At 61.1% G+C, this 24,978-nt stretch carries 12 protein-coding genes; 8 read left to right on the plus strand and 4 right to left on the minus strand.

All coding sequences use genetic code 11. From position 1 onward, the window contains the following. Positions 1-92: 92 nt before the first annotated feature. Positions 93-2,405 (minus strand): polysaccharide biosynthesis tyrosine autokinase, encoded by a 2,313-nt coding sequence (locus NLM32_RS29225; RefSeq protein ID WP_254132226.1) that lies wholly within the window; start codon positions 2,403-2,405, stop codon positions 93-95. Positions 2,406-2,622: 217 nt separating this feature from the next. On the opposite strand from NLM32_RS29225, the gene NLM32_RS29230 reads away from it, so the two are divergent. From NLM32_RS29230 to NLM32_RS29265, 8 genes are all read left to right on the plus strand, one after another. Then, positions 2,623-3,972 (plus strand): O-antigen ligase family protein, encoded by a 1,350-nt coding sequence (locus NLM32_RS29230; RefSeq protein WP_254132227.1) that lies wholly within the window; start codon positions 2,623-2,625, stop codon positions 3,970-3,972. Beyond that, positions 3,945-4,088, plus strand: a complete 144-nt coding sequence (locus tag NLM32_RS29235; RefSeq protein WP_254132228.1) for a hypothetical protein — start codon at positions 3,945-3,947, stop codon at positions 4,086-4,088. The genes NLM32_RS29230 and NLM32_RS29235 overlap by 28 nt, the downstream gene beginning before the upstream one ends. A gap of 10 nt (positions 4,089-4,098) precedes the next feature. Next, positions 4,099-5,229, plus strand: a complete 1,131-nt coding sequence (locus tag NLM32_RS29240) for an FAD-dependent oxidoreductase (protein WP_254132229.1) — start codon at positions 4,099-4,101, stop codon at positions 5,227-5,229. After that, positions 5,226-6,233, plus strand: coding sequence for a hypothetical protein (locus NLM32_RS29245; RefSeq protein ID WP_254132230.1), 1,008 nt, complete (start codon positions 5,226-5,228; stop codon positions 6,231-6,233). The genes NLM32_RS29240 and NLM32_RS29245 overlap by 4 nt, the downstream gene beginning before the upstream one ends. Before the next feature lie 70 nt (positions 6,234-6,303). Continuing rightward, positions 6,304-7,251, plus strand: a complete 948-nt coding sequence (locus NLM32_RS29250) for a hypothetical protein (RefSeq protein WP_254132231.1) — start codon at positions 6,304-6,306, stop codon at positions 7,249-7,251. Next, complete coding sequence (locus tag NLM32_RS29255) at positions 7,248-8,081, plus strand: sugar phosphate isomerase/epimerase (protein WP_254132232.1); 834 nt, start codon at positions 7,248-7,250, stop codon at positions 8,079-8,081. Before NLM32_RS29250 ends, NLM32_RS29255 begins: the two co-directional genes overlap by 4 nt. Next, a complete protein-coding gene (locus NLM32_RS29260) occupies positions 8,078-8,503 on the plus strand; it encodes a GtrA family protein (protein WP_254132233.1) in 426 nt (141 codons plus the stop codon). Before NLM32_RS29255 ends, NLM32_RS29260 begins: the two co-directional genes overlap by 4 nt. 50 nt (positions 8,504-8,553) lie before the next feature. Continuing rightward, on the plus strand, positions 8,554-9,354 hold the full coding sequence (locus NLM32_RS29265) for a glycosyltransferase family 2 protein (RefSeq protein ID WP_254132234.1): 801 nt from the start codon (positions 8,554-8,556) through the stop codon (positions 9,352-9,354). 35 nt (positions 9,355-9,389) lie between these two features. Here NLM32_RS29265 and NLM32_RS29270 read toward each other — a convergent pair whose 3' ends face one another. The 3 genes from NLM32_RS29270 to NLM32_RS29280 form a co-directional block, all read right to left on the minus strand. Beyond that, entirely contained in the window at positions 9,390-10,982 is a 1,593-nt protein-coding gene (locus NLM32_RS29270) for a hypothetical protein (RefSeq protein ID WP_254132235.1), read from the minus strand. Between the two features lie 147 nt (positions 10,983-11,129). Next, on the minus strand, positions 11,130-12,149 hold the full coding sequence (galE, locus tag NLM32_RS29275; RefSeq protein WP_254135445.1) for a UDP-glucose 4-epimerase GalE: 1,020 nt from the start codon (positions 12,147-12,149) through the stop codon (positions 11,130-11,132). Positions 12,150-12,434: 285 nt separating this feature from the next. Beyond that, positions 12,435-24,905 (minus strand): filamentous haemagglutinin family protein, encoded by a 12,471-nt coding sequence (locus tag NLM32_RS29280; protein ID WP_254132236.1) that lies wholly within the window; start codon positions 24,903-24,905, stop codon positions 12,435-12,437. Positions 24,906-24,978 lie beyond the last annotated feature (73 nt).

Genomic DNA, 24,978 nt, shown 5'->3' on the forward strand with positions numbered 1-24,978 from the left:
CTCGAACGAGCAACGCAGCGACGGGCGCGATCGGTTGATTTGCGTACAGCGACTGCTGTGCTTCAATGTGACGCTACTCGATCGTCGGTTGCTCAGTGGGCGTAGTCGGATTGCGCGTAGTACCCGACCACGTGATGTTCGTGGCGGCGAAATGCGTTCATGTCGACCTTGTTGAGAACCGCTCCCAGCAGCCGGTCGTGAACCTCGGGCGCCGCCAACATCTGCTGTCGAACGGCCACCAGGCTGGTCCGTCCCCACTCTATTACGTAGACATAGGAGTCGACGAGGCTGGCGCTCGCGCGCACTTCCGTGACAGGCCCCAGCGGAGGCAGGTCGACGATAATGGTATCGAACTGCTCCCGCAGGCGTGCAATCAGCATCCTGAACGACTCCGAGGCGAGAACCTCCCGCGACGGCGCGAGCGGGGAGCCAACAATGGCCGGGAGAAACGCCAGCCCAGTCGTTGCATCGGTGCGCACCGCATCGTCGAGCTCGACCCTTCCGTCCAGGACCTCCAGCAGTCCGTTCCCCTCCTGTGCACCGGCGACGCGGCTCAACGACGGGTTGCGCACATCGATATCTATCAAAATGACCTTCTTACCAGCCTGGGCGATCAGTTCGGCAAGATTGCTCGCCACCGTCGACTTTCCTTCCGCCGCGTAGGTCGACGTGACACCGATGACCTTGCAGGGCTGGCCGCGTCTGCCGATATCCGCTGCCACCTTGATCGATCTGATCGCGTTCGCAAATGGCGACAACGGCGCAAAGACGACGAACCGGAAAAATTCGCCTCGTCGGGGCGGCGGATGATTTCCCGCTTCTGCGGCCTTGGGCCATGGCACGCGCCAGCGCCGACGCGGGTGCGGCTGCACACCGGGCATCAACCGCGGCACGACGGCGAGGCAGCTCGTCTGCAAGATCTCATGCACCTGCCGGGTCGTACGAAATACGCGATCAAGCACTTCCCATACAACGGCAACGATGACGCTCAACCAGAGCCCAACGAGGATAGAGCCCCCCAGCACGGAGAACGTCTTCGGCCCGCTTTTTGGCGCTCGCGGGTTCGCCGGGCTGACGAGGCGGGCCTCGGTGATCGGGAACGACTGCTGTTGAATCGCTTCCATGTAGCGCGTCAGAAAGTTGTCGTAGATGCTGTGATAGGCTTGAGCGTTGGTTTCGAGCTCCCGTAGACCGATCCGCTCGCGACTGGTCGTGCGGGCGTCCGACACCATGTCGGCGAGCTTGGTCTTGAGCGTTTCCTCCCGAGCCTTTGCGATCTCGTAATCGCTCGTGTTGCTCTCCGCGATGCGGCGAAGCTCGGCCCCGATCGACTGGCGGATCTGGTACATTTGTTCGCGTAGATTGATCGTGGCCTGATGGTCATTGCCATAACGGGTCGACAAGAGTCCCTCCCGCGCGGCGAGGTCGAGGTACTGGTTGCGCAACCGGATGACGACTTCGCTCTTGATCGATTCCGCCACCCCCGCGTCAGGGATATCCTGCTTCAATATCTCCTGGATGCGATCGACCCGCGTCTTCGCATCGCTGCTCGCCACGCGAGCGGCGCTCAGCTGGCTTGCCAGGTCCCCCAGCTGCTGCTCCTCGAGGGCGCGCATGCTTGTGCTCGCGCCGCCTGGCGAGGAGGCGATCCCAATGTCGACGATATTGTTGTTTTGCTTGTAGTCGAGAACCGCGCGATCGACGGCGGTGGCCTGCGTCCGGAGCTCAGTCATTCGCTCTTCGAGCCATTTACTGGCTCGTCGCGTCGCCTCGTATTTCGCGTCAAGCTGATCGACGATGTAGGCCTCAACAATGGCATTGGCAATCTCGGCTGCCTGGGCCGGGCGCCGCGAGGTGAAGGCAACGTCCAGCGCGTAGCTCCGCCCGACACGGGTGATAGCACGCCGACGAAGGAAGCTGTCGAGAGCAACCGCAATGCGCTCGTCTTCCGAATGGTCCGGGCCCCGCATGTCGTCGCCGCCGAACAGCCAAATGGAGGGCGTCAAGAGCGGGCGCCAGAGCCCTGCCCGCACGAATTCAGGATCGTCCATGAGGTGCAGGTCCCTGACGACGGACTTGGCGACCTTGTCGGACTTGAGCAACTCGACCTGGGATTCCACCTGGGCGGTGTCAAGCGGGACATCGGCCGGTGAGGGCTGCAGCGCCCGCAGCTTGCTGGAGTCGATCATCAGCACCGCATGGGCGGTGTACTCGGCCGGAGCCGTCAACAGATAGACAAGACCAATGCCGGTAGCGAGCCCGGTCACGATCGCGAATATCATGTAGCGGCGCCGGAGAAAGCCGCTGATCCGCTCGACGAGGTCGGAAATGGACACGGATAGGCCCGCCAGCTCGCGCTCGGACAGATCAGCCCCTCTCTCGTGCAAGTGCGTTCGGGTATCCATGTTTGCAGAGTCCAGATTCCGTTGCGCTCGCAGGGAACCACTCGCAGTCACCCCTCCCCCCACTGACATGATAGCTTTACAGTATCATGACGTTATATCTTATCACCATGATAGGGCTTCAAACGCGCACGGCGGGTCATCATGTTGATAACATTACCGACTACGCTCGCCGGCGCTCGATCAAGCCTGATGGAAACCCAGAACAGGCGCCGAAACGATGCTGAAAGGCGACCATGCCTGCGAGTGGGAATTTGCTGGAAACAACCGGATGAGAGGCCGCGACCAAGCATCCAGGCTCGAGATGTATTTCGCCACTGCCCTGCTCGTCTTTTCTTCCGGAGTGGTATACGTCGCATTCTTGCCGGACCCTGCTGGCGAAACATTCGTCGCAGCCGGCGAGTCCGTTGTGTACGGGGCGTTATGGGCAGCTGGATACCTGGTATTGGCCTTGTTCGTCGGCATGCACTTCCGCGGTGTTCTAACGGTATTCACGACGCATTGGCCGATGCTGGTCTTACTCTTTGCGCACCTGCTGCCCGAACTCATCGAATCTCATTCCTGGCCACGTCTCGTGCTGCTGTTTGCCACCGTAACGTTTTGCGCATGGATGGCGTCTCGCTTTTCTCCGCGCCAGATGATTGTCACGCTAACCTACGTCTTGCCCATCGTGATCATCATCCATTCCTTGAGCCCAATCGTGAATACGACTTACGAAGCTGATCTGGCCGAACGGGAAACCCTTATCGGCTCTATAGCCTACGCCGGCCTGTTTTCACACAAACAGCAGGCGGCAATGACATTCAGCATCTCATTCATTTTCTACACGTTGCTGATCTTTGCATCGCGGGTTTCCTGGCAATGGAACTTGCTGGGCGCTGCGACGAGCCTTCTTTTTCTCCTTCTCAGCGGATCGGCGAACGGGATCGTGGTGACCTTGGTGACGCTCGACGTCTCGCTGTGTCTGTGGGCGCTCATAAGAAACAGGACATACCTCTTCTATCTCAGCGCGTTCACTTCCATCGTCATGGCGACGTTGCTGTATGTCCAATCAGACCTGCTGTTCGGAGCGCTGGACCGCTCGTCTGATCTGACCGGGCGGACGACCCTGTGGGAGCAATGGCCTGGATTCTTCTATGACCGCCTGCTCACCGGGTACGGCTACTCCGGCTTCTTTGTAGAAGACGGCCCGGCCGAACGGTTGTGGGCCCTGGATGACTACTTCCGTGCCCCGAACTTCCACAATTCATTTCTCGATGTCGGCATAGCGGCGGGCGCACCCGGTTTGCTTTCGCTGCTGCTGATTGTGTTGTTCGGTCTCATCGGCACCTGCTCGGCGGCCTGCAGGTCTCGCCGGTCGTTCGTCGTGATCTTTTTTGCACTGTTCCTGGCGGCCTGCCTGTTCGGAATAGGCGATGGCTCGCTGTTGGTTCACAATAACTTCGTTACGATCTGTTTCGTTACGATCTATTTCAAGTTCGGGATCAAGTTGCGCGCGCGGATCACCCCTGAATTTGCAATTCCACTTCGACGAGAGGACGCATGGCCGCTTCCGCGCGCGGCGGAGTGAAGCAGCACGACATCGCGGACGAGGCCAACGACGGATTGATTGTCCGCGAAGAGCGAGCGCTTTCAGGCTGGGATGAGCCACATTTCGAGGCCAAGCCGAGTGAAGCATGGATGTAGGGACTAGAGCGTGCGCCGGCAGCAGTTCGTAGTAGTGGGCGGAGGATTCTTCGGTTTGTATCTATCCGAATTTCTTGCCCTAAATGGCCATGCGGTCCTGCTTTGCGAGCGCGAGCCCGATTTCATGCGGCGAGCGTCACATAACAACCAGGCCAGGGTTCACAACGGCTACCATTATCCGCGAAGCGTTCTGACCGCGCTGAGATCTCGTGTATCGTTCCCTCGTTTCGTGGCCGAGTTTCGGGATTGTGTTGTTTCCGATTTTCACTCGTTCTATCTGATCGGCTCGAAACTCGGCAAAGTGACCCCAGCGCAGTTCGCGAAATTTTGCGAGAGGATCGGGGCACCATACGAAGTTGCTCCGAACTGGCTGCGGAGCCTGACCAATCCGAATTTCATCGAGGCATGTTTCTCTGCTGTGGAATACGCCTTCAACGCCGACGCTCTGCGGTCAGTCATGCACCGCCGCATCGCGTCGGCCGGCGTCGAATGGCGGCTGCAGACCACAGTCGAGAAGGTGCGCATCGAAAGGGACCGCCTGGCAGCGACCATTCGAAATGCCGATGGCTCGACCGAGGACGTCATAGCCGATCAGATATTCAATTGCGCTTATTCCAACATCAATCATTTGCTGACTAATTCTGCGCTTCCCGCGATCGCACTCAAGCACGAAATGACCGAGATGTGCATCGTTCAGGTTCCCGAGGTGCTCCAGAACGTCGGGGTCACCGTGATGTGTGGTCCATTCTTCTCGGTGATGCCGTTTCCTCCGCTGGCGCGGCATTCATTCAGTCACGTGCGATACACGCCTCGCTACGAGTGCTTCGAGGAACCAGGTGGTGATCCGACCAGGCTCTGGACCGCGAAGCCGTCTGCTAGCTCCTGGGAATTCATGCGCCGCGACGCCGCTCGGCACATGCCCATCCTCGGTGACTGCCGCCATGAAGACTCGCTGTGGGAAGTCAAGACCGTGTTGCCCCGGAGTGAAACCGATGACTCCAGGCCAATCCTCTTCCGTCCCAATCACGGCCTCCCGGGGTTGCACAGCATACTCGGGGGCAAGATCGACAATGTCTACGATGTGATTTCAGTCATTGAAGCGCAGGGCCTCGTGACACGAACCGGGAGCACGCAGCGGTGAAAAGTGACGCCTTCGTTTCCGTCATCATCATCGTCGAGCGCCCGGATGACTCTTTGAGGAGCGGCGTGGCGGCGGTATGGGACGAACTTAATACGCGGTATTCGGATTATGAGCTCATCCTGATCGTACAAGGACCGGCGCGGCGTCTCGTCGACGCCCGCCTCGCCGATATTCTTGCCACAACACCGGGACTTCGCCTCATTCAACTGGCCTACGCGGTGGACTACGAAGTCGCCTGCAGCGCTGGGATCGACAACGCCATCGGCGATTTCGTTGTCATTTTTGATCCGATCGTCGACCGCCTGCAGTCGATCAGCGATGGGGTCGTCGCCTGTCAGAAGGGGACCGACATCATCATTGGCGTCAACAGCCGCCCGCTGCCGCCGCTCTATGGTTTGACGCGCAGCTTGGCCAGCCGACTGCTCGCCGCAATCGATTACCAAATCCCGGCGAATGCGACTGGATTTCGTTGCGTGAGCCGGCGAGCGATCAACGCTGTCATCGAAACCGGTCGGTTCCACCATCAATTTGCCCAACGCCTCCAGAAGACCGGCTACTCGTCAGAAGCGCTGGTTTATGAAACCAAAGTCGACGTGCATCGGCAGCGATCGCTGTTCCGCGCGGCCAGGAGATTTCTGCGCCTGCTCGTCTTCAATTCGTCACGACCTCTGCGGTGGATGTCGGGCGTCGGGCTGCTAGGAAGCTTTCTGGGCTTTTCCTTTGCTGTCTACGTTTTGCTCGTCCGCCTCTTGAAGCGCGGCGTGGTCGAAGGTTGGACGACGACGGTCCTCTTCTTGTCAGTGCAGTTCATGCTGTTGTTCGTCATTCTCGCTTTCATCAGCGAATACCTCAGTCGTTTGCTCGAGGAGCAACGGGGGACGAGCGACTACGCCGTCATATATGAGAAGCACAGTCCGGTTGGGCTCGGCGACGCACGGGTAAACGTCCTGTCGCAATCGACGTCTACGGAAATCAACGAGGTTCAGACGGCAATCGGTGCATAGCTCGTTTGGACAATGTGAGGTCCTGGCTTGCGGATCTGGATTTGAAAGCGGCGCAAGGCGCGGAGAGCGAATGGCAAACGCACTAATTGGTCATACCGGGTTCGTCGGAACAAATCTCCTTCTGGCCCACGAGTTCTCGGCCCGCTTCAACTCGCAAAATATCTCCGATATCGAGGGCAAGCGGTACGAACTGGTAGTCTGCGCCGCCGCGCCCGCGTCGATGTGGGCCGCCAACAAGGACCCGGACGGCGACCTGGCCAATATCCGCAGGCTGCTGTCCCATCTTGAGAAAGTCACCGCCGAGCGTTTCGTGCTGATTTCGACCATCGCCACGCTCGCCGAGCCAACCGGCCTCGATGAAGACGCCAACCGCTTCGAGGCGAACAAAGCCTACGGCTCCAATCGTCGTTTCCTTGAAGAAGCGGCGGCGGCGCTGTTTCCAAAGATACACATCCTGCGCCTGCCGGCACTCTACGGCGTCGGCCTGAAAAAGAATTTCATCTTCGACATCGCCAACCCAATCCCCTCGTTCCTCACCGAAGCGAAATTCGCCGAACTGAGCGATCGCCTTCCCGGGCCGGCAGCTGCGGTTCTGCGCGCCGTCTATCACCACGATGCAGCATTGGGAATGCTGCGCTGCGACCGCAAGCCGCTCGTCGGCACCGGCCGGATCGCGTTGACGGACGCCCTCTTCGACGCCGGCTTCACCGCGGTACACTTCACCCATGCCGACAGCACCTTCCAGTACTACGGCCTCGATCGCCTTTGGCGGGACATCGAAGTCGTCGTCGCGAACGAATTGCCAATCGTCCATCTCGCTCCAGAGCCGTTGCGGGCCCGCGACATCCACCAGACGCTGACCGGGCGCCCCTTCGACGGCAGAACCGCTCCTCTCCATCATGAGGACATGCGAACGCGTCACGCGACCTTGTGGGACTCGAAGGACCCATACCTCGTCAACTCCGCGGGTGTGCTGCGCGATCTCAAAATCTTCTTCGAGAAAGGCGCGGTGTCGTGAAGTTTGCCGTTTCCAACATCGCTTGGCTCTACGCCGAGCGATTAGACGCTTACGCGGTCCTTCGCGACCACGGCTTCTCCGGCCTCGAAATTGCGCCGAGCCTGCTGTTCGCCGAAGAGAAAGATCCCTTTGCCCCGTCCGTGCAGGCGGTGAGCTCGCGCGTCGCCGAATTCGAACGGTTCGGTCTGGAGTTGGTTTCCGCCCAGTCGCTGCTTTTCGGTGTCGATGGCGCGGATCTGTTCGGCTCTCCGTCAGGTCGGGAACGTTTCGATACCGGCCTTGCACGCGCGATCGAGTTCGCCGGACGCCTCGGCATCCCCAATCTCGTCGTCGGATCACCGAAACAGCGCATCGTGCCCCCAGGCCTCTCGGAGGACGACGTGACGGGCCGCGTGAGGGACGCGTTCTGCCCGCTGGGCGATCTCGCAGCCGCAAACGGAACGCGGCTGGCGATGGAACCCAACGCTGTGGGCTACGGCACGAACTTCATGACCACCGTCGACGAGACGATCGCCGCAGTTCGCAAGATTGGTCATCCGGCAGTGACGCTGAACTTCGACACGGGCGCACTGTACATGACGGATGGCTACGACGACGTCGCCGCCAGCGTTGCTGAAGCCGCGGCCTACATATCCCACGTCCACGTCTCTGCTGCGAATCTAGCGCCCTCACCGGTAAGTGAAGCCGACGCACACTCCCTGCTCGATGCCCTCGCCGACATTGAGTACGATCGCGCCGTATCGATCGAAATGAAAGCCGTTGCGGATGGTCTTAAGACACTGAAGGCGTGTGTCGTCCGCCTGCGCGCCGCGGCCGAAAGCTGGTCATGAAGATCCTGGCGTTTCCATCTTGGGAAATGCTGCGTTTCGCGGCCGTGATCGTCACTGGACTAGCCGTGGACCTAACGACGGCCTTCGGCGTCACCGCGGCTCTCGGCCTGCCCATGGCGGCGGGAGTGGCCGCTGGCTTCTTCGTCGGAGCGTTGTTCAACTATGTCTGCCACGAGCTCTGGACGTTCCGCGAGAAAGGACGCGCGCTCTCGGCGCATCGAGCGTCGCTCTACCTGATGTCGGCCGTCCTCGTCCTCTGCGTACGCGTTCTCGTCGCCTCTTCGCTATCGCCGTGGGCGGCGAGCCTAGCGTCGCGCTTTGCCGTGCTGATCGCGGCGGCCGGCGTCTCATTTGTTGTGAATTATCTACTTAGCCGTTTCATGGTGTATCGCCGCGTGTCGTCACGCTGCTGGACAGTCTGATGGAACGCGGCGCTCAGGTTCCAGCACGGTGTCGAGAGGTCCAAAACGGAATGGAAGTCATTACGCAGGAGCCATCGACGGCTCGCCAAGTTCCCGCCTTCGACATCCATCTCTACAATCCCAAGCGAAGCCGCCACGCGCTGGTCATTCCCGTGATCAACGAGGGCGAACGAATACGCCGCCAGCTACGGATGATCGCGGACGTCGCTCCCCCCGTCGATGTGATCGTTGCCGATGGAGGCTCCACGGACAGTTCGGTCAATGCGGAATTTGTTTCGGCCCTTCCCGTCCGCGCCGTGTTGGTCAAGACTGGGCCGGGTAAACTCAGCGCACAGTTGAGAATGGCTTACGCTTGGTGCCTCGACGAAGGTTACGAGGGAATCATCACGATGGATGGCAACGGCAAGGATGGCGCGGAAGCGATCGCCTCGATGTGCACCAAACTCGCCGAGGGTTACGATTATGTCCAGGGCTCTCGATATCTTCCAGGCGGCAAGGCAGAGAATACGCCCCTGGAACGCACCCTCGCGAACCGCTGCATCCACGCGCCACTGCTGAGCTTCGCCGGACGGCATTGGTATACTGACACGACCAACGGCTTCCGCGGTTACTCCCGTCGTTATCTTCTGGATTCCAGGGTCGCGCCCTTCCGGGATGTATTCCAGCGGTACGAGTTGCTGTTTTATCTCACGGCACGGGCCGGTCAGTTGGGGATGAAAGTCTGCGAGGTACCGGTCCGCCGCAGCTATCCCCTCGGCGAAGCGCCCCCCACGAAGATCGCCGGCTTCAAGGGCAAGCTTGCCATGCTCGGCGAGTTATTCGACGTCGTCAGGGGCGTCTACGTCCCGTGAAGCAACGCGTCTCCCTGTTCACTCGTGCAGAGCGTTCACAGCGATCCGAGAGGCAGCTTGCCGCTCGATACCTCCGCAGGTTTTTCACCCCAATTTGCGGACAGACGACATTTTGAATCGACGATGCTCGCCAGTCCGAGAGGAATGTATAGCAAGTACCACAAAACGAAATCGATATGCGTATGAATGTATGAATGGCCTTTAGCCAAGACGAACCAGGAGGCAGAACATAGGAAGCTTGCCAAGGTAACTGCGGAGAGGCTCGATCGACGCTTCACCAAGGTATGAAAGACCGCGAGGTTGAACGCCAGAAACGCGAGCACGCTGATCCCGGCTGAGGCGATGGACACTATCAAGGATCGGTTCATGCCGTCCGCGATGCGCACCACGCCTTGCATGCTGTGAGATGCGATTGCAATCTTAAGCTCGTGCGCGAGCGCACTGATCTCGCTCTTTTTTTCCTCGGACATGTCAGAAAAATAATCGATCCACGGCACAAAATGCTGCATCAGCAAATACCTTGGGATTATCTTGTAAACGGATGCGCTGAGAGATGCCCGTAGTCGTCCGACACAGATCCCTGTCTTCTCTTCGGCGGATTTGGCACCCTCGAATTCCGTTGCGCATGCGGCCTTGATACATGCCTCGTCGCAATACTTGGCCGACAAGCGTTTCGCGGCGACTTCGGTGACCTGGCCCAAGCCGGACGCCATGTCGGGTCCGATCACTCGCGCATGAAGCATGACCGCCGTCGCGAACGCCAGCAACGATATGCACCCGACTGCAACAACGAGCGCCAGAATGCGCCACGCCGAAACGCGCTCTCGAAGGCCGTGCAGGAGCAAGAATACGAAACTTGCGAGAACGACCGTGGAGGCGAACTCGTAGCCGCTCAAGAGCCTTAACAGGAAGCTCGCGAACATAAGGATGCAGAGCAGCGCGAACCAACGTAGAGAGAGGCACGCTCGGCCGCCCATCAAGAGCGCGATCAACGCCGGAAGAAACCACGTGAATTCGACCCAGTATAGGTTTGCTGCGAATGCCGCGACCCATGGGGAAATCAACAACGGTAATGCAAACGCAAGCCCGAGCGTATCGGTTGAGATCGACGCGATGCCGACAAAGAAGCCGCAGACGACCGCTGCCATGAGAGCGGAAGCCACCAATTGCATGACCCGGTAGTCACGGCTGACATATTTTGAGAAATGGAAGAAGAAATAATACTGCATTCCGAATTGCGACGTGTATCGGCGGAATTCTCCAGACGTATCCCGATCAACATAAAGCTTCCGCTCGATACCGGGCGAAATGTCGATTAGCCTGTTATACCGCCCAATCATCGGGGTACCATTTTCACCGTGCAGAATTCCATCCAGAATCAACTCCTCTGAATCAGCATTCGTTTGCGCGAAGAACGATGGATCCGCGACGCGGAACAAATTCCAATTGTACGAGGCGATTCCGGCGGAGAAGATCAAGAGCACGAGCAATGTTCTGCGCATGGCCATAGACAGGATCAAAACGTCCTCCATTTCTTCATTGTCGTGAGTACTTTGCATAGTGCCGCGACAATATGGTGAATCGGGAACTTCCACCGAGCGCGCGTGCGGACGGCTTTGCACGACCAAGCCATCTCCGAGGACGTGACCTCATGCGACAGTTGCCGCCGGACGCATACTGTCGCAAGGCGTCTTCCGCGGTGGGCACTCGCGCGGGGGCATGGACCAGCGGCAGCACGTCAACGATTTCGTTGATCGGCTGATCACGCCAATGATTTAGGAGGCCTCAGCACCGTAACCATCCCGGTTCGATTGTTGCCAGCGCCAATGGTCGATGCACATTTCCATGATCGACCGTTTTGCTTTCCAGCCGAGCAGCCATTCGGCGACGGTGGCATCTGCATAGGAGGATGCGACGTCACCGGGGCGGCGCGGACCAAACATCACGGGAATATCCCGGCCGCTTGCTTTCGAAAAGGCCTCCACGATCTCCAAGACGCTTGTCCCCGTCCCGGTTCCCAGGTTCACCGTCGTGATTTGTGGAGACTGCAACTTGTTCAACGCCATGAGATGGCCAACCGCAAGATCGACCACGTGAATGTAGTCGCGGACCCCCGTGCCATCCGGCGTCGCGTAATCCTTTCCCCAGACGTTGAGGTACTCTCTGCGACCGACGGCGACTTGGGCTACGTAAGGCAGCAGATTGTTCGGCACCCCCACGGGACTCTCCCCAATCAACCCGCTCTCGTGCGCACCGACTGGATTGAAATAGCGCAGGATTGCGATCGACCAGTCGGGCGTCGCGACAAACTGATCGCGCAGTATCTCCTCGATCATCAGCTTGCTGCGACCATAGGGATTCGTGGCCGACAACGGGTGATCCTCACCGAGTGGCAGCCTGTTTGGCTCGCCGTAGACGGTGGCCGACGAACTGAAGACGATCTTCTTCACGCCGACCTCCTGCATCGCTGCGAGGAGCTGAAGGGTACCGCCGACATTGTTATCGTAGTAGGCCACCGGCTCCTGGACGGAATCGCCGACCGCCTTCAAACCTGCAAAATGGATCACTGCGCTGACCTTATGGGTCCGCATCAAGTCCTTCAGCAAAGCGCGGTCCCGAATGTCACCTTCCCGAAACTGCAACGACCGGCCGCATATCTGTTCGACCCGGCGGAGAGAAACTTGACTCGAGTTGCTCAGGTTATCGACCACGATGATGTCTCGGCCGGCTTTCAGGAGCTCGACGCATGTGTGCGAACCAATATAACCTGCGCCGCCTGTTACCAGTATCATAATCGCTCCAACGATCGACCAAGCACCATCAGAGTGGCGAGCTGAACCGGTTGATTTGGTATCATCAAATCCAAATGTTATTATGATACTACGATTTCATTTCTGGATTGAAATGGATCCCGATCTTGAGCGCTATGACCGTGGCGCAGCACGACGCTCGCCATCGTCCGCGACGTCAGTCGCAAGATGGCGTTTGAGTTTTCCTTGGCCGAACCAGCCAGATCCGCTCACGGCGGCATCACCAGCATGGAATGGAAGAGACTCTCGAGTCATCCTCGTCCGCAAACGCTACTGACCCTGGCGCTTGGTATTCTCCTCAGGATTCGCACTCTCCCCGGAGTTCGTGCTCGCTCCAGAAGGAGTAGCTTCGGAACTGCCGTCGCCGCCGCCGTAGCCGACCACTTCCACGATGAAGACCGAGGCCCGGTCCCCCCCGCCCGAGGCAGTCGGCGTTTCCGCGCTCTTCGCCGCGGCACCCGCTGTATTCGAAGCCGCGCTGAGCGCGCCCACGTTCGGGACGGAGGTAATCTGAACGCCCGTCGTCGAGCCTCCGACCTTGACGTTGAACGCATTGACCACCTGAACGGCGGCAACGATCAAATTGCCAGAAACCCGGATTCCCGCGGTCCCCGCATCCACGGTCCCACGCGGCGCAAGAAGATAAAGGTTCGAGGTCGTCGCAGCGCTGGAGGTCTGGAGCACCGCGATGCCGGCGCCGGTCACCAGACCCCCGAGATCAGTCGACGCGTAATCATCCTGGTCGAAATGAACCTGAATCGGCGGCAGCGAGAGAGTCGTCTTGGCACCCCGGCCAGCATCGAGATCGCCGTTCGAACTCCACATCAGGATATCGCCGCCCTGCTCCGTGAACACGCGGCTCGAATTGACGCGAACGCTCTGATCCGTGAACGTGTCGATGGACCCGCCCGCAAGCGTCATGATGCCGAGGTCGTTGAGCTTCAGAAGCTGGTTCGGCTCGGTCGCCAAAGAGCCGACCCGAATGTTTCCACCCGGGCCCATGATGGAGACATTGCCTCCCTGCTGAGTCTGGATGGTCGCATGCAGCATGTCGAGATCACCGGTCGCGATCAATTGATTGGCGCCATTCGATCCGCCACCCAGCGCGTTCGCCGTGTAGCCGAGGCCGGCCGGGAAGAGAGTGTTGATCGCCTGGTAACCGCGCTGGTAATTGCCGGATGAATTCGTTTGAGCTTGTCCGACCACCTTGAGCTCGACGTAGAAGATCTGGTCGGCGAACACGTGCTGCAGATCCTTCGAGAGGCCCTGGAACGTGGTCCAAGCCGAACTTGCATCGGCCGCTGGGTGACCGATGCGAGCCAGGAAGGATTGAAGTTCGCTCGTGTAATTATGCGCGGCCGGCGTCGTCGAAGCCGCCTGATAAGTACCCAGCGCTGCAGTTTGCGTCGTGCCCGGATTCGCAGCCAGAAACTGCTTCAACTGGACCGATAGCTCCGAATAGTCTCCCGAAACAATCGGATCGATCGAGCCCCGCGCCGGATTCAGATATGCGTCGATGACGCCCGGATAGTAGACGGGTTGATTGGTCAGCGGGTCGAGTTTCCAGAACCCGTCATAGTTGATTCCGTTGGCCACCCCGAACTGCACGATCAAGTCAGCACCCGACTGGGCGAGTAAGGGATTGCGTTGTTTCGGCGTCTGTCCGGTAGGTCCGAGCAGCAACGGATCATACATTCCGGAACTCGCTTGAACGACATAGCGATTTCCAACCGGCGTGAAGCTGGCGTTGCCGACAGCGGTGATGCCCTGCTGCATGACGGCTTCGCTGGCGTTGTCGTGGACCGCCGGAAGCAACGGCCCGAGGTCTCGTCCGGCCTGCACGACGAAGAACCCGGGACCCGCAACCTGCAAACCGCCGGCCAGATTGAAACCTGTGTAGTAGATGTCGCGACCGGCATCGACTTTGCTGACGTCCGACTCGGAGATATTCTGCACGATCAGGTTCAGGTCCACGATGTCGCGGCCGGCATGGACCTCTGCCGGACTGTTGATCTCCACTCTCTGGATGTCGGAGATGCTGACCTGATTGTTGCTGATGCTGGACTTGACGGTGCCGACGCCGACGATATCTCCGGTCATCGCGTAGATGTGAGCGACCTCGGTGTCGTCCTGATGCGCGAGCACTTCGCTGCTCAGCCTGTCGCCAAACCCGTTGTTCGGCCGGAAGGGATTGAAGGCCGTATCCAGCAATGACGGCCCGGCGGAGAAGGTCGGTCGATTGAGGCCGGACGTCGGGGTGTAGCCGCCCGTCAGGTCGATCGATCCCTGCGCCAGCAACTGGAATGAGCCGCTGGTCGAGCCGCTCAGCATGATGCCCGAGTTTTGGACGGACGTCATGCCGGTGGTCTTGATGTCGCCGCTCAGCGCGACGGCCTCGAAGCTCGACGGATAGGCCAAGTCACGACCGCCATAGAACACTCCAATCGGAGCGACGCCGATCGTTAGGTCGCCCCCGACCGCCAGGATCGAAGCCGCACTGTTCGGTCCATAAGTATCCATGAAAACAGCAGCAGAGCGTCCAAGCGGGTCGCCATAACTTCCGGATTGAGAGTGAATGGCGGCGGGATTGATCACACCGGCAGTGGTGACGGATCCAGTTGCGGCAAGCGCGATTTGCCCGGAGTCGACGGCGAGCAGCGGATAATTGACGGACGATCCGTTGCTGGCGACCAGGTTTCCGGCTTGCCCGACGGAGCCGCGCACCACGACGCTCGCGTGACCGGAACCCTCATACAGGGCGCCGCCAAGCAGGTTGCGTCCCACCTGAACGCTCAAATTCCCGCTGCCATAGACATGGGTCTGCGGCGTGCTGGCAGTGGAGAGGCCGCCACTCACCCGCCCGGTCGTCGGGAGGGAGACGGAGACGTCCACCATATCCCGACCGACCGTCAGCGTGACATCGCCGCCCGCGCTCAGGACGCCTTGCTGAAAGCTGCCATACTGGATCCACCACGCGGATTGCGAGGCGATGCTCGTGCCCGTCGGTGCGAAAACGCCAGCCCCCATCAGGCGGGTGCCGGTGTTAACGGGGACGGGAGTCAACTCCGCCTGCGCCAGCAGCCACGGCGCGAAGTACTGGAAGCTCGTCTGGTTGCCCGATGTCGTCGTGGTGTTGAAGCCGATGAAATCGCGTTGCGCCACGATGTCCACGTTCCCACCGTTCTCCGGGAAGGCCGCGGCAGTGGGCGGACCGTAAAGGGTCGTATTGGCGACCCTGACATTACCATTGTACGCTAGAACTTGCGGCTCGAAAAAGCCGTCCGGATTTTGGGCGCTCACCGTCGTCCCGCTCAACTGGTATTGCGGGTCGGCAAGCCGCGCCGTGTTCACGCCGGCCGAATAGATCGTTCCGGGAGCTGTCGTGTCATTCAGGACGACGTCGCGGGCAGCGGCGATGCTGATGTCGCCTGTCCCGGTCCGCACCATCGTCGCAAGATTGACTGAACTGACAGCGCCCGATTGGGACTTCGGCTGGTTGTACGTCGTATGATGATCGATGATCACGCTGCCGCTGACAACGGTCGCGAGCGACTGCATGGCGATGGGATTGGCGCTCGCCACGTCGGCGCCTGCCGTGAAGCGGTACGTCCATGACCCGGGGTCGACCACCGAAACCTTGGTGCCCCAGCCATTCCCGCAGTAAGTCTGACACGTCAACAGGCTGTGCGGGAACAAATCCGCGGCAGCAAGCGCATCCGAGCCGGGGCTGATGCCGTTCGCCGCCTGGTTGTAGGGAGCGATCGGCACCTTGGATTGTGGGTTGAATCCGTTCAGTAGATACAGATAAACATTTTGCCCGGTGCCGCTGAGACTTCCGTCCATCCCGCGGACCTGGCCTGAGCTTGCGAGATTTGCAAGATAGGTCGCGACTTGGCTGACGTACGTCGGATCCAAATAGTTGCTGAACTGGAAGAAGCCATCGGAGATCGACGCATTGACGTTGATGTTCCCGCTGGTCCGCAGCGTCAGCGCGCCCGGGCTGCTGACGCCGAACAGCGCACCAACATTGGCACCATACACGTACGGCGAAAGACGATAGTCGAACTTCACGGAACTGCTGTTGTAGTCGAAGTAAGTCACGCCCCCGCTCGTTTTCAGGTCATAGGCGGTGCCGGAGGCCAGGTTCCAGTTGCTGGCAATCGTGATGTCGCCGTTGTTGACGGACTTGTTGTTATTGATCAGCTCGAGCCCGGGCTGGACAGTGACCATGCCCGCCCCGAGCTGTTGCGCCAACGGGGTGAGCCGGGCGAAGGTGCCGGCGAAACCGTAAATCGTCTGGCCCTGCACATACGACGCGATGAGGTTGTAGAGGAACGGGTCGTTGGCCGGATCGATGATGCCGTTCCAGTGGTACCAGCTTCCATTCAGGCCGATGCTGCCATCGGAGGAAAGAGTGACGTACGGCTCCACGGTCACTGCGCGCATGCCGGTCATGCTGGAGTTGAGGGCGGCAATTCTGACGTCACCTTGTCCAAGGGCATTGCCCATGATGATCGGTGCACGCAAATGAATGGTGCCGCCCACTCCTCCCTTCGGACCGGAGACGTTGATGCCGCCTCCTCGAAGATCAATATAGCCGGCTGCATTCGTGCCGATGCCAAGCACGACGTCCCCACCCCGCTCGTTGCTGTGCGCGGTTGAAGCGTCGATATTCGCGCCCGCAGTCAGCACGACGGCATTGTATCCGTAGAGGGACGCCTGCCCGCCTGCCTGGCCAGATCCGTCGATCGTATCGGTGGCGGAGCCGCTTGCGTCAATCTTGCCAGAGATGATCACCTGGCCGTTGTATCCGTCGGTGCCATTCCAGCGCTGATCATCGGCCGTGAGCACGACACTGTTGGCCTTCAGCGTGGATCCCGCGGAGAGAACCAGATTGCCCGTGCGCGTGTGAATGTCCACCGAGCCATTGAGGCCGCCGGCACCAAGCGTGCTCGCCAAGGTGTCAAGATTGGCCGCGCCCAGGATATCGAGCTTGAAGGTGCCACCAATCCCGGTCCCTCCGGAGCCCATCAGCGCGCCCGCGACGACGGCGTTGCCGCTCCGCGCCGTCACGTCGATCTCGCCGCCGTGGCCGAGACCTCCGACGGGCTGCCCGACGTCCACAACGCTATTCTGGCGCATGTTGACGTTGCCGGCATCGGACTGGAGAACGACCTTGCCACCTGGAGCATATGTGGTCACGTCGATGAAGGTCTTTTCGTAGCCTCCGGCAGCGATATACGCGCCCGGATTGAGGGTGACGTCGCCACTGGTGGCGTGCAGCGTGATGTTGCCGGCCTGCGCCTGAATGATGCCGCCAGCCAGCACCGGCTGGCCGTTCGCATCGACTTCGCCGAGGCGAATGCTCGCCGCCGTGACTGCGAAATTGCCGCCGAGCTCGCTGCTGTCGTCCGGTCGGGACACGGAGGCCTTCGGGTCGCCGGGCCGAGTGAACGTGACCGTGCCGTTCGTCGTGAGAGCGAATTGCGCGCCGGTTGCGGCTCCGGTCTGACTGCTCACCTGAACGAGCGGTGTGTTGATGTTGATGTCGACGGCGGCGGCCTGGCCCGTGGCACCCAGAGCAAGCGAGCCGGGACCGGCAATGTTGAGCTGCTTGGCAGCCGTCAAGTTGATGTTCGAGAAGCCCGCGATTGTCTGCGTCCCGCCTCCAAGGACGATCTTGCCGGCGTCGAGTTCGAAGGTTCCTGAGGTCGATGTGATCGCAGACTCGCTCGCCGACGAACTGCTGACCAACGTAGCGGTGCCGCCGATGGCAAGCCTGACGTCGCCACCGGTTCCGGCGATCGTGCGAGCGTCCAACGTCAGGTTCTGCATCGCTCCGCCGGGTGTGAAGGCAACATCGCCATAGAACGTCACCGGGCCGGAGAGCGCCTTTAGCGTCAGGCTCTGCGCGCCGGCGAGCTGGCCGAAATTGGTCTGCGAGAGCAGCAGCGACTCCGTCCGGCCCGGGCTCAGGTTGCTCTCGAACCCGATGCTGCGCGCGGTGATGTTGATCTGTTTGGCGTCCAGCACCGCGGGCGGCGCGGCGGGATGGGCCGTCGTCGAGGCGTTGAGGACGACCGCGTTGGTGTTGCTGGTCGCCTGCAACGACAGGTTCTGGGTCGAGATCCGGCTACCGGCCTCGACCAGGACCTGGCCCGCGAATGGCAGGTTGACCGTACCGGTCACGGCGGCGCCTCCCGCCGCTGCGACGGGCGCGAAGCTGATCGTCAGGTCCGGCCGGTTCGCGGCTGGACCTGTTACCGTCAGGCTGGAATCGTTCGAGGCGACAAACAGCGCACCTTGGCCGATTGCGAGCGCCGCCAGTTGGCTGGGTCCCACCGCTCGGCCGTCGGGAAGGGTCAGGGGGAGTCTCGTGAGATCGGCGTTGCTGATCTGCGTCCCGTTCAGCGTGCCTCCCAGAGCAGTCGCGAGTTGTTGCGCCGTGACAGGAGTTGATGGCGCAAACACATAGTGACGACCGAAGCCCGACTGAATGGCGCCGGTGGTCTCGATCACGCTGCCAGAGGCAATCGTGACCCCGCCGCCGCCAGCCGGGAGCGTGACCTTGACGTCGCCGAGGCCGGCGACGTTCACGGTCTGCACAAGAGAATTCGCGGGTTGCGCCGCGAGCACGAGCTCTGGAGCCGTCAGCGCCGCGCCCCTTGTGTCGATCGTGACCTGGCCAGCGGTCGGTGTGATCAATGTGTCGCCGCTGGCCGTGTCCGTGCGCAGCCCGCCGAGCAGCATGCTCTCCAATCCGAGCGCGTTGAGCTGATCGACCGAAAGCCAGACCCAACCATCGCTTGACGCATAGGTTGGTTCAACGCCGATCGGATTCGTCTGGCTTACGACCAGCTTGCTCGCGGAAATGTCGAGCTCGCCTCCGCGACCGCCTGGCGCCGCTTGCGCTGCGATCGCGCCAGCCAGGTCAAGCGACTGCGATGCAACCGCAGCAAGCCGTCCGGCATCGATGGGCAATCGGGGCGCCAAGACGCCATCATGTGCGGCCTTGGCGACGAAATAACTGTTCGCCGAACTCAGGGTGTATTCGCTGTACTGCTTCCACACCGCACCGGTCTGCACCGCGAACAGCTCCTGGCCGGCCGACCGCGTTCCCGGTTGCGTCGACGAGGTGTAATAGCCCGTCGTCAACACGGTGCCATCCGGCAGGGTCGTCCCCGACGCGAGGTTCTTGCCGACATTGCTGCCGTAATCGACGACACGCAGCGCGCCCGGAAGCGTGGCGTAATGACCCGGATAGAGCGTGTAGGTTCCCGCCGGGATGCCGTTTCCGCCATCGATGTAGATCTGCTTGCCGGCGAGCGGATAGGCATCGGCGGCGGTGATGGTCTTGCCGCCGTCCAGGCTGCGCGCGGTCGTGAAATGAATGTCGAAGGCCGCGACCCCATCGTTGCGCGACGGCAGCAACGCATACACGGTTTGTCCGGAGGGTGTGGTGGCGAGCACGTCGCGGCTGCCACCCTTGCCCGAGACGAACTCCATGGCCTGCAGATCGCCGCCGCCCCTCAGGTCGATCTTGGCTCCCGACGCCACTGTCACGTTGGCGCTGTCAAGCACCAGTCCCTTCGACGGGAGCACCGGAGACGTGCCGTTCGGCTCAACGACAGCGCTTCCATCTGCGTTGCGCGCCTGGAGCGGATAGAGGCTGGCGTTGTAGTACCAGTTCGTACCGTCTGCGGTCTCGCCGTATGGAACCAGCGTATCGGCGAGCGTCACGGAGGTCAGACTGCCCGGGACGAGATCAATCTTGCCCGTCACGACCCCGCCGGTGTTGCGCGCGGCCGTTCCGTCATCGCCCAACGTGATTTTGCCGAGCGGCGCGAACAGGTTTCCGCCCTGCTCGATGCTCGCCGCATACACCGAGATGCTGCCACCGGCCGAGAGCGGGATCTCGAGATTGCTGCCAGCCGAAGCGCTGAAAGTCACGCTCTTCGGTGTTCGAATGAAGAAGTCGACGGAGGACACCGGATAGATCCGCTGCGCGTCGAGTGTGATATCGCCGGAGCTATCCAGGAAACCGCGATAGGTGGTCGTATCTTGCAGTGCCTGCGGTAGCCCGGATATGAGGCCGTCCGCAACCTTCGGGGTGCTCAGGCGGATGTCACCTGAACTGCTCAGCCTGACCGACGAGAAACCGTTGAAGGCTGCCCCCTCGATGTCGATCGTTTGCGCATTCTTGACATCAAAAGTGCTGGCGCCCGCGCTTGTTGTTCCGTTGCCATTGGGCAATCCACCCGTGAGCAGGACGTAAGGCGCGGCGAGCGTGACCGAGCTCTGCGGCGTCGCGCTGCCAGACGTCACCGACCGGATCGAGCTCGCGGCGATCTCCAACCGACTGGCTATGTGCAAGTCGAGCGTGCCATCGACGACGAGTTCGGACAGGCTCGGGGCGACGATGTTGTAGGTGCTGCCCGACAGATCGGTGAAAATGCGCCCGGGTCCGCCGGCGGATGTCCCGCTGTAGAGGAACACATTGTCGAACGCACCCAATCGGCTCGAGTCGGCGGCGGCGACGATCGACACCGAGTGCCCGGCTGCCGCAGTCAGTTGCGTCAGAAGCGATTGTGACAGGGTGCCCAGATTCGCCAGCGATGCCTGACCAACGTTGGACAGCGCGGCCGTGACGGCGGTCGAGTCCTGCCGCAAGGATATTGCGCCTCCTCCGAGCATGAGGGTCCCACCCTGGGCTCGCGGATCGATCGCGCGCGCCACGAAGGTCCCTCCCCACGCGAACGCGCCGACGTCGATGCTGACGGAGCCAGCGTCGCTCCACGAGCTCATCGAGGTGAATGTCGACGGACGCGTGCTTCCTGAATTCGCCACCTGGAGCGTGCCGGCGGCGCCGGATACGTCGACCTTGGCGCCTGTCATCGCAACAAGTGCGGTTCCCGACAAATTGGGATTCGTGCCTTTGACACTCGGATCCGCCGCCTCGACAATCAGGTTACCCCCGGCCAGAACCGTGCCGCTCACGGCAGGCCCGCCGCGGCTGCCGAACAGAGCGTTCGTTTGCAGGATTCCCGACAAGTCGATCAAAGCGTTCTGATCGAGCCAGGTTAGCGCGGCGTTCACCGACACCGTTCCCGAATGGTCGATGATCGAACCGCGCAACAGCACGTTCGCTGCCCGCTGCGGCGTCTCCCCTGACGTTCCCTGCTGTGCGGGTGTCCCGGCGATCGTGATCACGGCCCCGGGATCGGTTTGGATCGTTGCTCCTGCGTCGAGCAGAATGTTGTCCGACTTGAGCGTCAGGTTGACGGGCGTACGCTGACCGTCCGGCACGGTCACCACGGGCGCGATCGCGGCGATCTTGGTGCCGGTCGCCACCGCGCTGTAATCGGCAAGACTGCTCAAGCTTTGCTTTTGCAGCTTGAGAGAGGTCCCGGCCGCAACAACGATCGTCCCGGGCAATACGACCTGGGCGTTGGGTGCCCAACCACTTGGCGCGGACTGGATCACGAAGGCGCCGAATCCATTGTTCGCGAACAACGAAACCGGGAGCGTCGCCAGCCTCCCCCCGATCCGTATCCCCGACGCGCTGTCCGGCTGAGACGTATTGCCGATCGTGATCGTTCCCGCGGCTGCGAGCGTGAGGGTGCCGCTGTCGGCGAACCCATACCCCCGCATAGCGCCATCGAGCTGAAGGACGGCGGTGCTTCCCGACGTTGGGGGGACGGGGGCGCCCACTGCGTTCGGATCGAAATTCGCGCCTTGGTAGACCTTCAGAGAAATGCTGCCAGCGGCGCCGGCCATCAGGCCGCTCGAGACCGTCTTCGGCGTTCCCTTCGCCGAGATGTATCCTCCACTGGAGACGTCGAGCAAACTCCCCGACGCGAGCAGAATGCTTCCCGTGGTGTCCAGACCGTTGCTGCTGTTCTTGTTCGTGGAAATCGTGATGGTGCCGCCGTTGATATTGCCCGGACCCGACGCATCGTTGCCGAAGCGACCCGTGTCGTTTGTCCATTGCCCGCTGACATCAAGGACGCCTGAAACGAACACGTTGGCAGGCATGGCGGCGCCCGAGAGCGTCACGGACGGCTTGAAAAGATTTTGCAGCGGTGACTTGGTGCCAACTACATAGCCATCTGTATTCAGATTGACCTTGCCGCCGGCTGCCTGAACCGTTCCGGCAACGTCGATCGCGCCACCCGTCGTGACCGACAACTGCCCGCCCGCCGCCAGACGGAGCGTGCTGCCCTTGGTCACGACCAGATCGTTGGACGTGATCGAAAGCGCGCTGAGCCCGTAGCCCGAAAGCTCGTCTGCCGACAGGAACGTCTGGTAAGCGCTCGTCGACGCGAAATTATCCGAGGACACGAGATCTGTCGCGTTGGTCGGATTCGGCGGGAGCAGCGCTGTCCCCTTGCCGATCAGCGTTCCATTGGCCGAATAGATATTCTGGTTGTATCTGGAATCGAAATCGGCAGGCAGCGACGTCGCGTTCGCCCCGATCACGACGGTCGATGGCGTGGTGAGCGTCAGGTAGCCCTGCGAGGGCAAACTGCCGGACGCGATCTGGCGCTCGCCGGCGACCGAGCCGAACAGCAGCGTCCCCGCCAGCACCGGGTTCACCGTGCTGACGGCAACGCCGCCCGCACCCTGCCCGTCGGTATACCCCGAGACCTGCATCGTGGTGTTGGTGTTCCAGATCTGCTTGTACGTGTCCCCCCAATGCGAATGAGCGGAAGTGAACACGCCGGCAATCCCGACATAGGTCATGTCGGGACTGGCATTTTGCATGCTGTATCTGCGGCCGTCGCTGCCCAGAAGGATTGTAACCGGAACCGTTCCGGGCAGATAACGAATGCTGCCGCCTGCCGTGTTGATCACAGACCCGGACTGAAGCACCACCTCCTGGCCCGCAGCATTGAGTTGGGGCGTGGTCAGCGACACATTGCCGCCGGCCGTCATCAACTGGAAGATGCTCCGGCCGACCGCATTGACGACGTCGTTCGCGTTCGCGAGCGGTGTGCCGAGCCACGTCGTGCCGTCGCTGCGCGTTCCGGACGCGCGAATATCGATCCACAGCGGCTGTCCGTACAGCGCGCCGCTGCGCTGAAGCGGCATGTCCGCAAACTCGTTGGTCGGTGTAAAAGAGATGAAATTGTAGCTCGCCGGAAGCTCGACGTTCTGCAATCCGGCCACGTCGATGGTGGCGCCGGGCGCGAGCAGCACGCGTTGCGGGCCCGACAGCGATGCGTTCACCGATACATCGCCGAACAGGGTTCTGCTGCTGCCCTGACTGCCTGTCAGGTCCGCGACATTGATCGAAATCGACGCGGCAGGAGCCGACACGAGGCCGCTCGATTCGACGGTGACCTGACCTTGTGCCGTCGCTTCGACGTAGGCTGGCATGAAGCTCTGGACGTTGCTTCCCGCGCTGCTCGACTGCGGAAGCGTCGCGCCAGTGTCGGACGGGAGCATGCTGATCGTGCCGCTCAGGTCGACACTCGTCGCCGCATGAAGCAGCACCATGCTGGGAAGGCTGATGCTGGTGTCCGCCGAAATGACACCCTGGGCGCCGATGCTGACCCGGTCACCCGCCATCTCGACGATGCCGCTGCGTGTTTCGATCAGCCCGTTATTGGCGACGGAGCCTGTCCCCGACAAATACGGACCACTGGGGGTTCCAGCGAAATTGTATGAGTTTGCATATGGCGAAAGTTGGAACCCGGTCCCGCGGAACGTCACCTTCGCCGGCAGGACAGCAGACGGAAAACTAGCGGCGGCGTCGCTGTTTGGCGTCAGAAAGATAGCACGCGCCGAAATCAGGGCTGCTTCCCCGTTCGGTACACTGATCTCGCCGTAATTCGCGACGTTCGAGCCGAACAGATAGGCGAACCCACCCGGCTTATCCGGGCCCGGATCATCGGTCTGTATCGTGGCGCCGGCCTGAACGACCACGCCACCGCCGATCGCTTTCGTCTGCTTGTCTTCCCCTCCGATCGAAAAGCTTTTGACGGCAAGCGTTCCATTGGCGATGCCGGTGCCGAGGAAGAACTGATCGCGGTCGAACCGCGTCTGCCCGAGCGTCCCGACATCGAGATCAGAAGCCACCAGCGCGTGAACATTGATCTGGGAGCCGCCGCCGAAGATGATGCCGTTCTGGTTGATGATGTAGACGCCCCCCTTCGCGCTGATCTGCCCGAGAATCGTGCTCGGTGAGGCAGACGGGTCCGAGACCCGGTTCAGCACCGTCCAGTCGCTCGCCTGCTGGTCAAAGGTGAGCGTGGTGTTGCGGCCGACATTGAATGTCTTCCAGTTCAGGATCGCCTTTTGCTGTGTCTGTTGAATATCGACCAGCGTCCGGCCATTGGCGACGGTTTGGCTGGGCAGTGAAGCGCCTTGCCACAAGGTCGGGTCACCGGCGATTCCATCGGCCGGCATCAGTCCGTTGGTCGTGATGCCGTCCGGGACCCCACCCTTCAAGGTCGATGCCAGCGATTTTGCCGATTGCTGCGCAGCCCGCGCCGCCTGGAGTGCCGCGGCTGCACGGGCAAGCGATTGCGACGATTGCTGCGCCGCCGCGGCAGCCTGTATCCCCGCAGCCAATTGCGCCGCGCTGGCGGCGTTCGTGAGCGAAATGCTTGACGAGCTGTTGAGGCTGCGCGCGCCGGCGGTACCGCCGCCCGCCAGCAAGGCGACAATGCTGACGCCACGGAGATAGGTCGAAACGGCGGCGGCGCCCTGGCCACGAAACGCTCGAAGGATTGTCACGCGCAACGTCCTGCAGTGAACATATTCAAACTCCTCGGCTTTCACCCGGCGCCTGGCGACGGTTGCCGCGTGG

The organism is Bradyrhizobium sp. CCGUVB14 (assembly GCF_024199935.1).
Classification (GTDB): Bacteria; Pseudomonadota; Alphaproteobacteria; order Rhizobiales; family Xanthobacteraceae; genus Bradyrhizobium.

Bases quoted from the DNA above. Each gene is read 5' to 3' on its own strand.
- NLM32_RS29225 (WP_254132226.1), bottom strand. From the start codon at position 2,405: ATGGATACCCGAACGCACTTGCACGAGAGAGGGGCTGATCTGTCCGAG.
- NLM32_RS29230 (WP_254132227.1), top strand. From the start codon at position 2,623: ATGCTGAAAGGCGACCATGCCTGCGAGTGGGAATTTGCTGGAAACAAC.
- NLM32_RS29235 (WP_254132228.1), top strand. From the start codon at position 3,945: ATGGCCGCTTCCGCGCGCGGCGGAGTGAAGCAGCACGACATCGCGGAC.
- NLM32_RS29250 (WP_254132231.1), top strand. From the start codon at position 6,304: ATGGCAAACGCACTAATTGGTCATACCGGGTTCGTCGGAACAAATCTC.
- NLM32_RS29260 (WP_254132233.1), top strand. From the start codon at position 8,078: ATGAAGATCCTGGCGTTTCCATCTTGGGAAATGCTGCGTTTCGCGGCC.
- NLM32_RS29265 (WP_254132234.1), top strand. From the start codon at position 8,554: ATGGAAGTCATTACGCAGGAGCCATCGACGGCTCGCCAAGTTCCCGCC.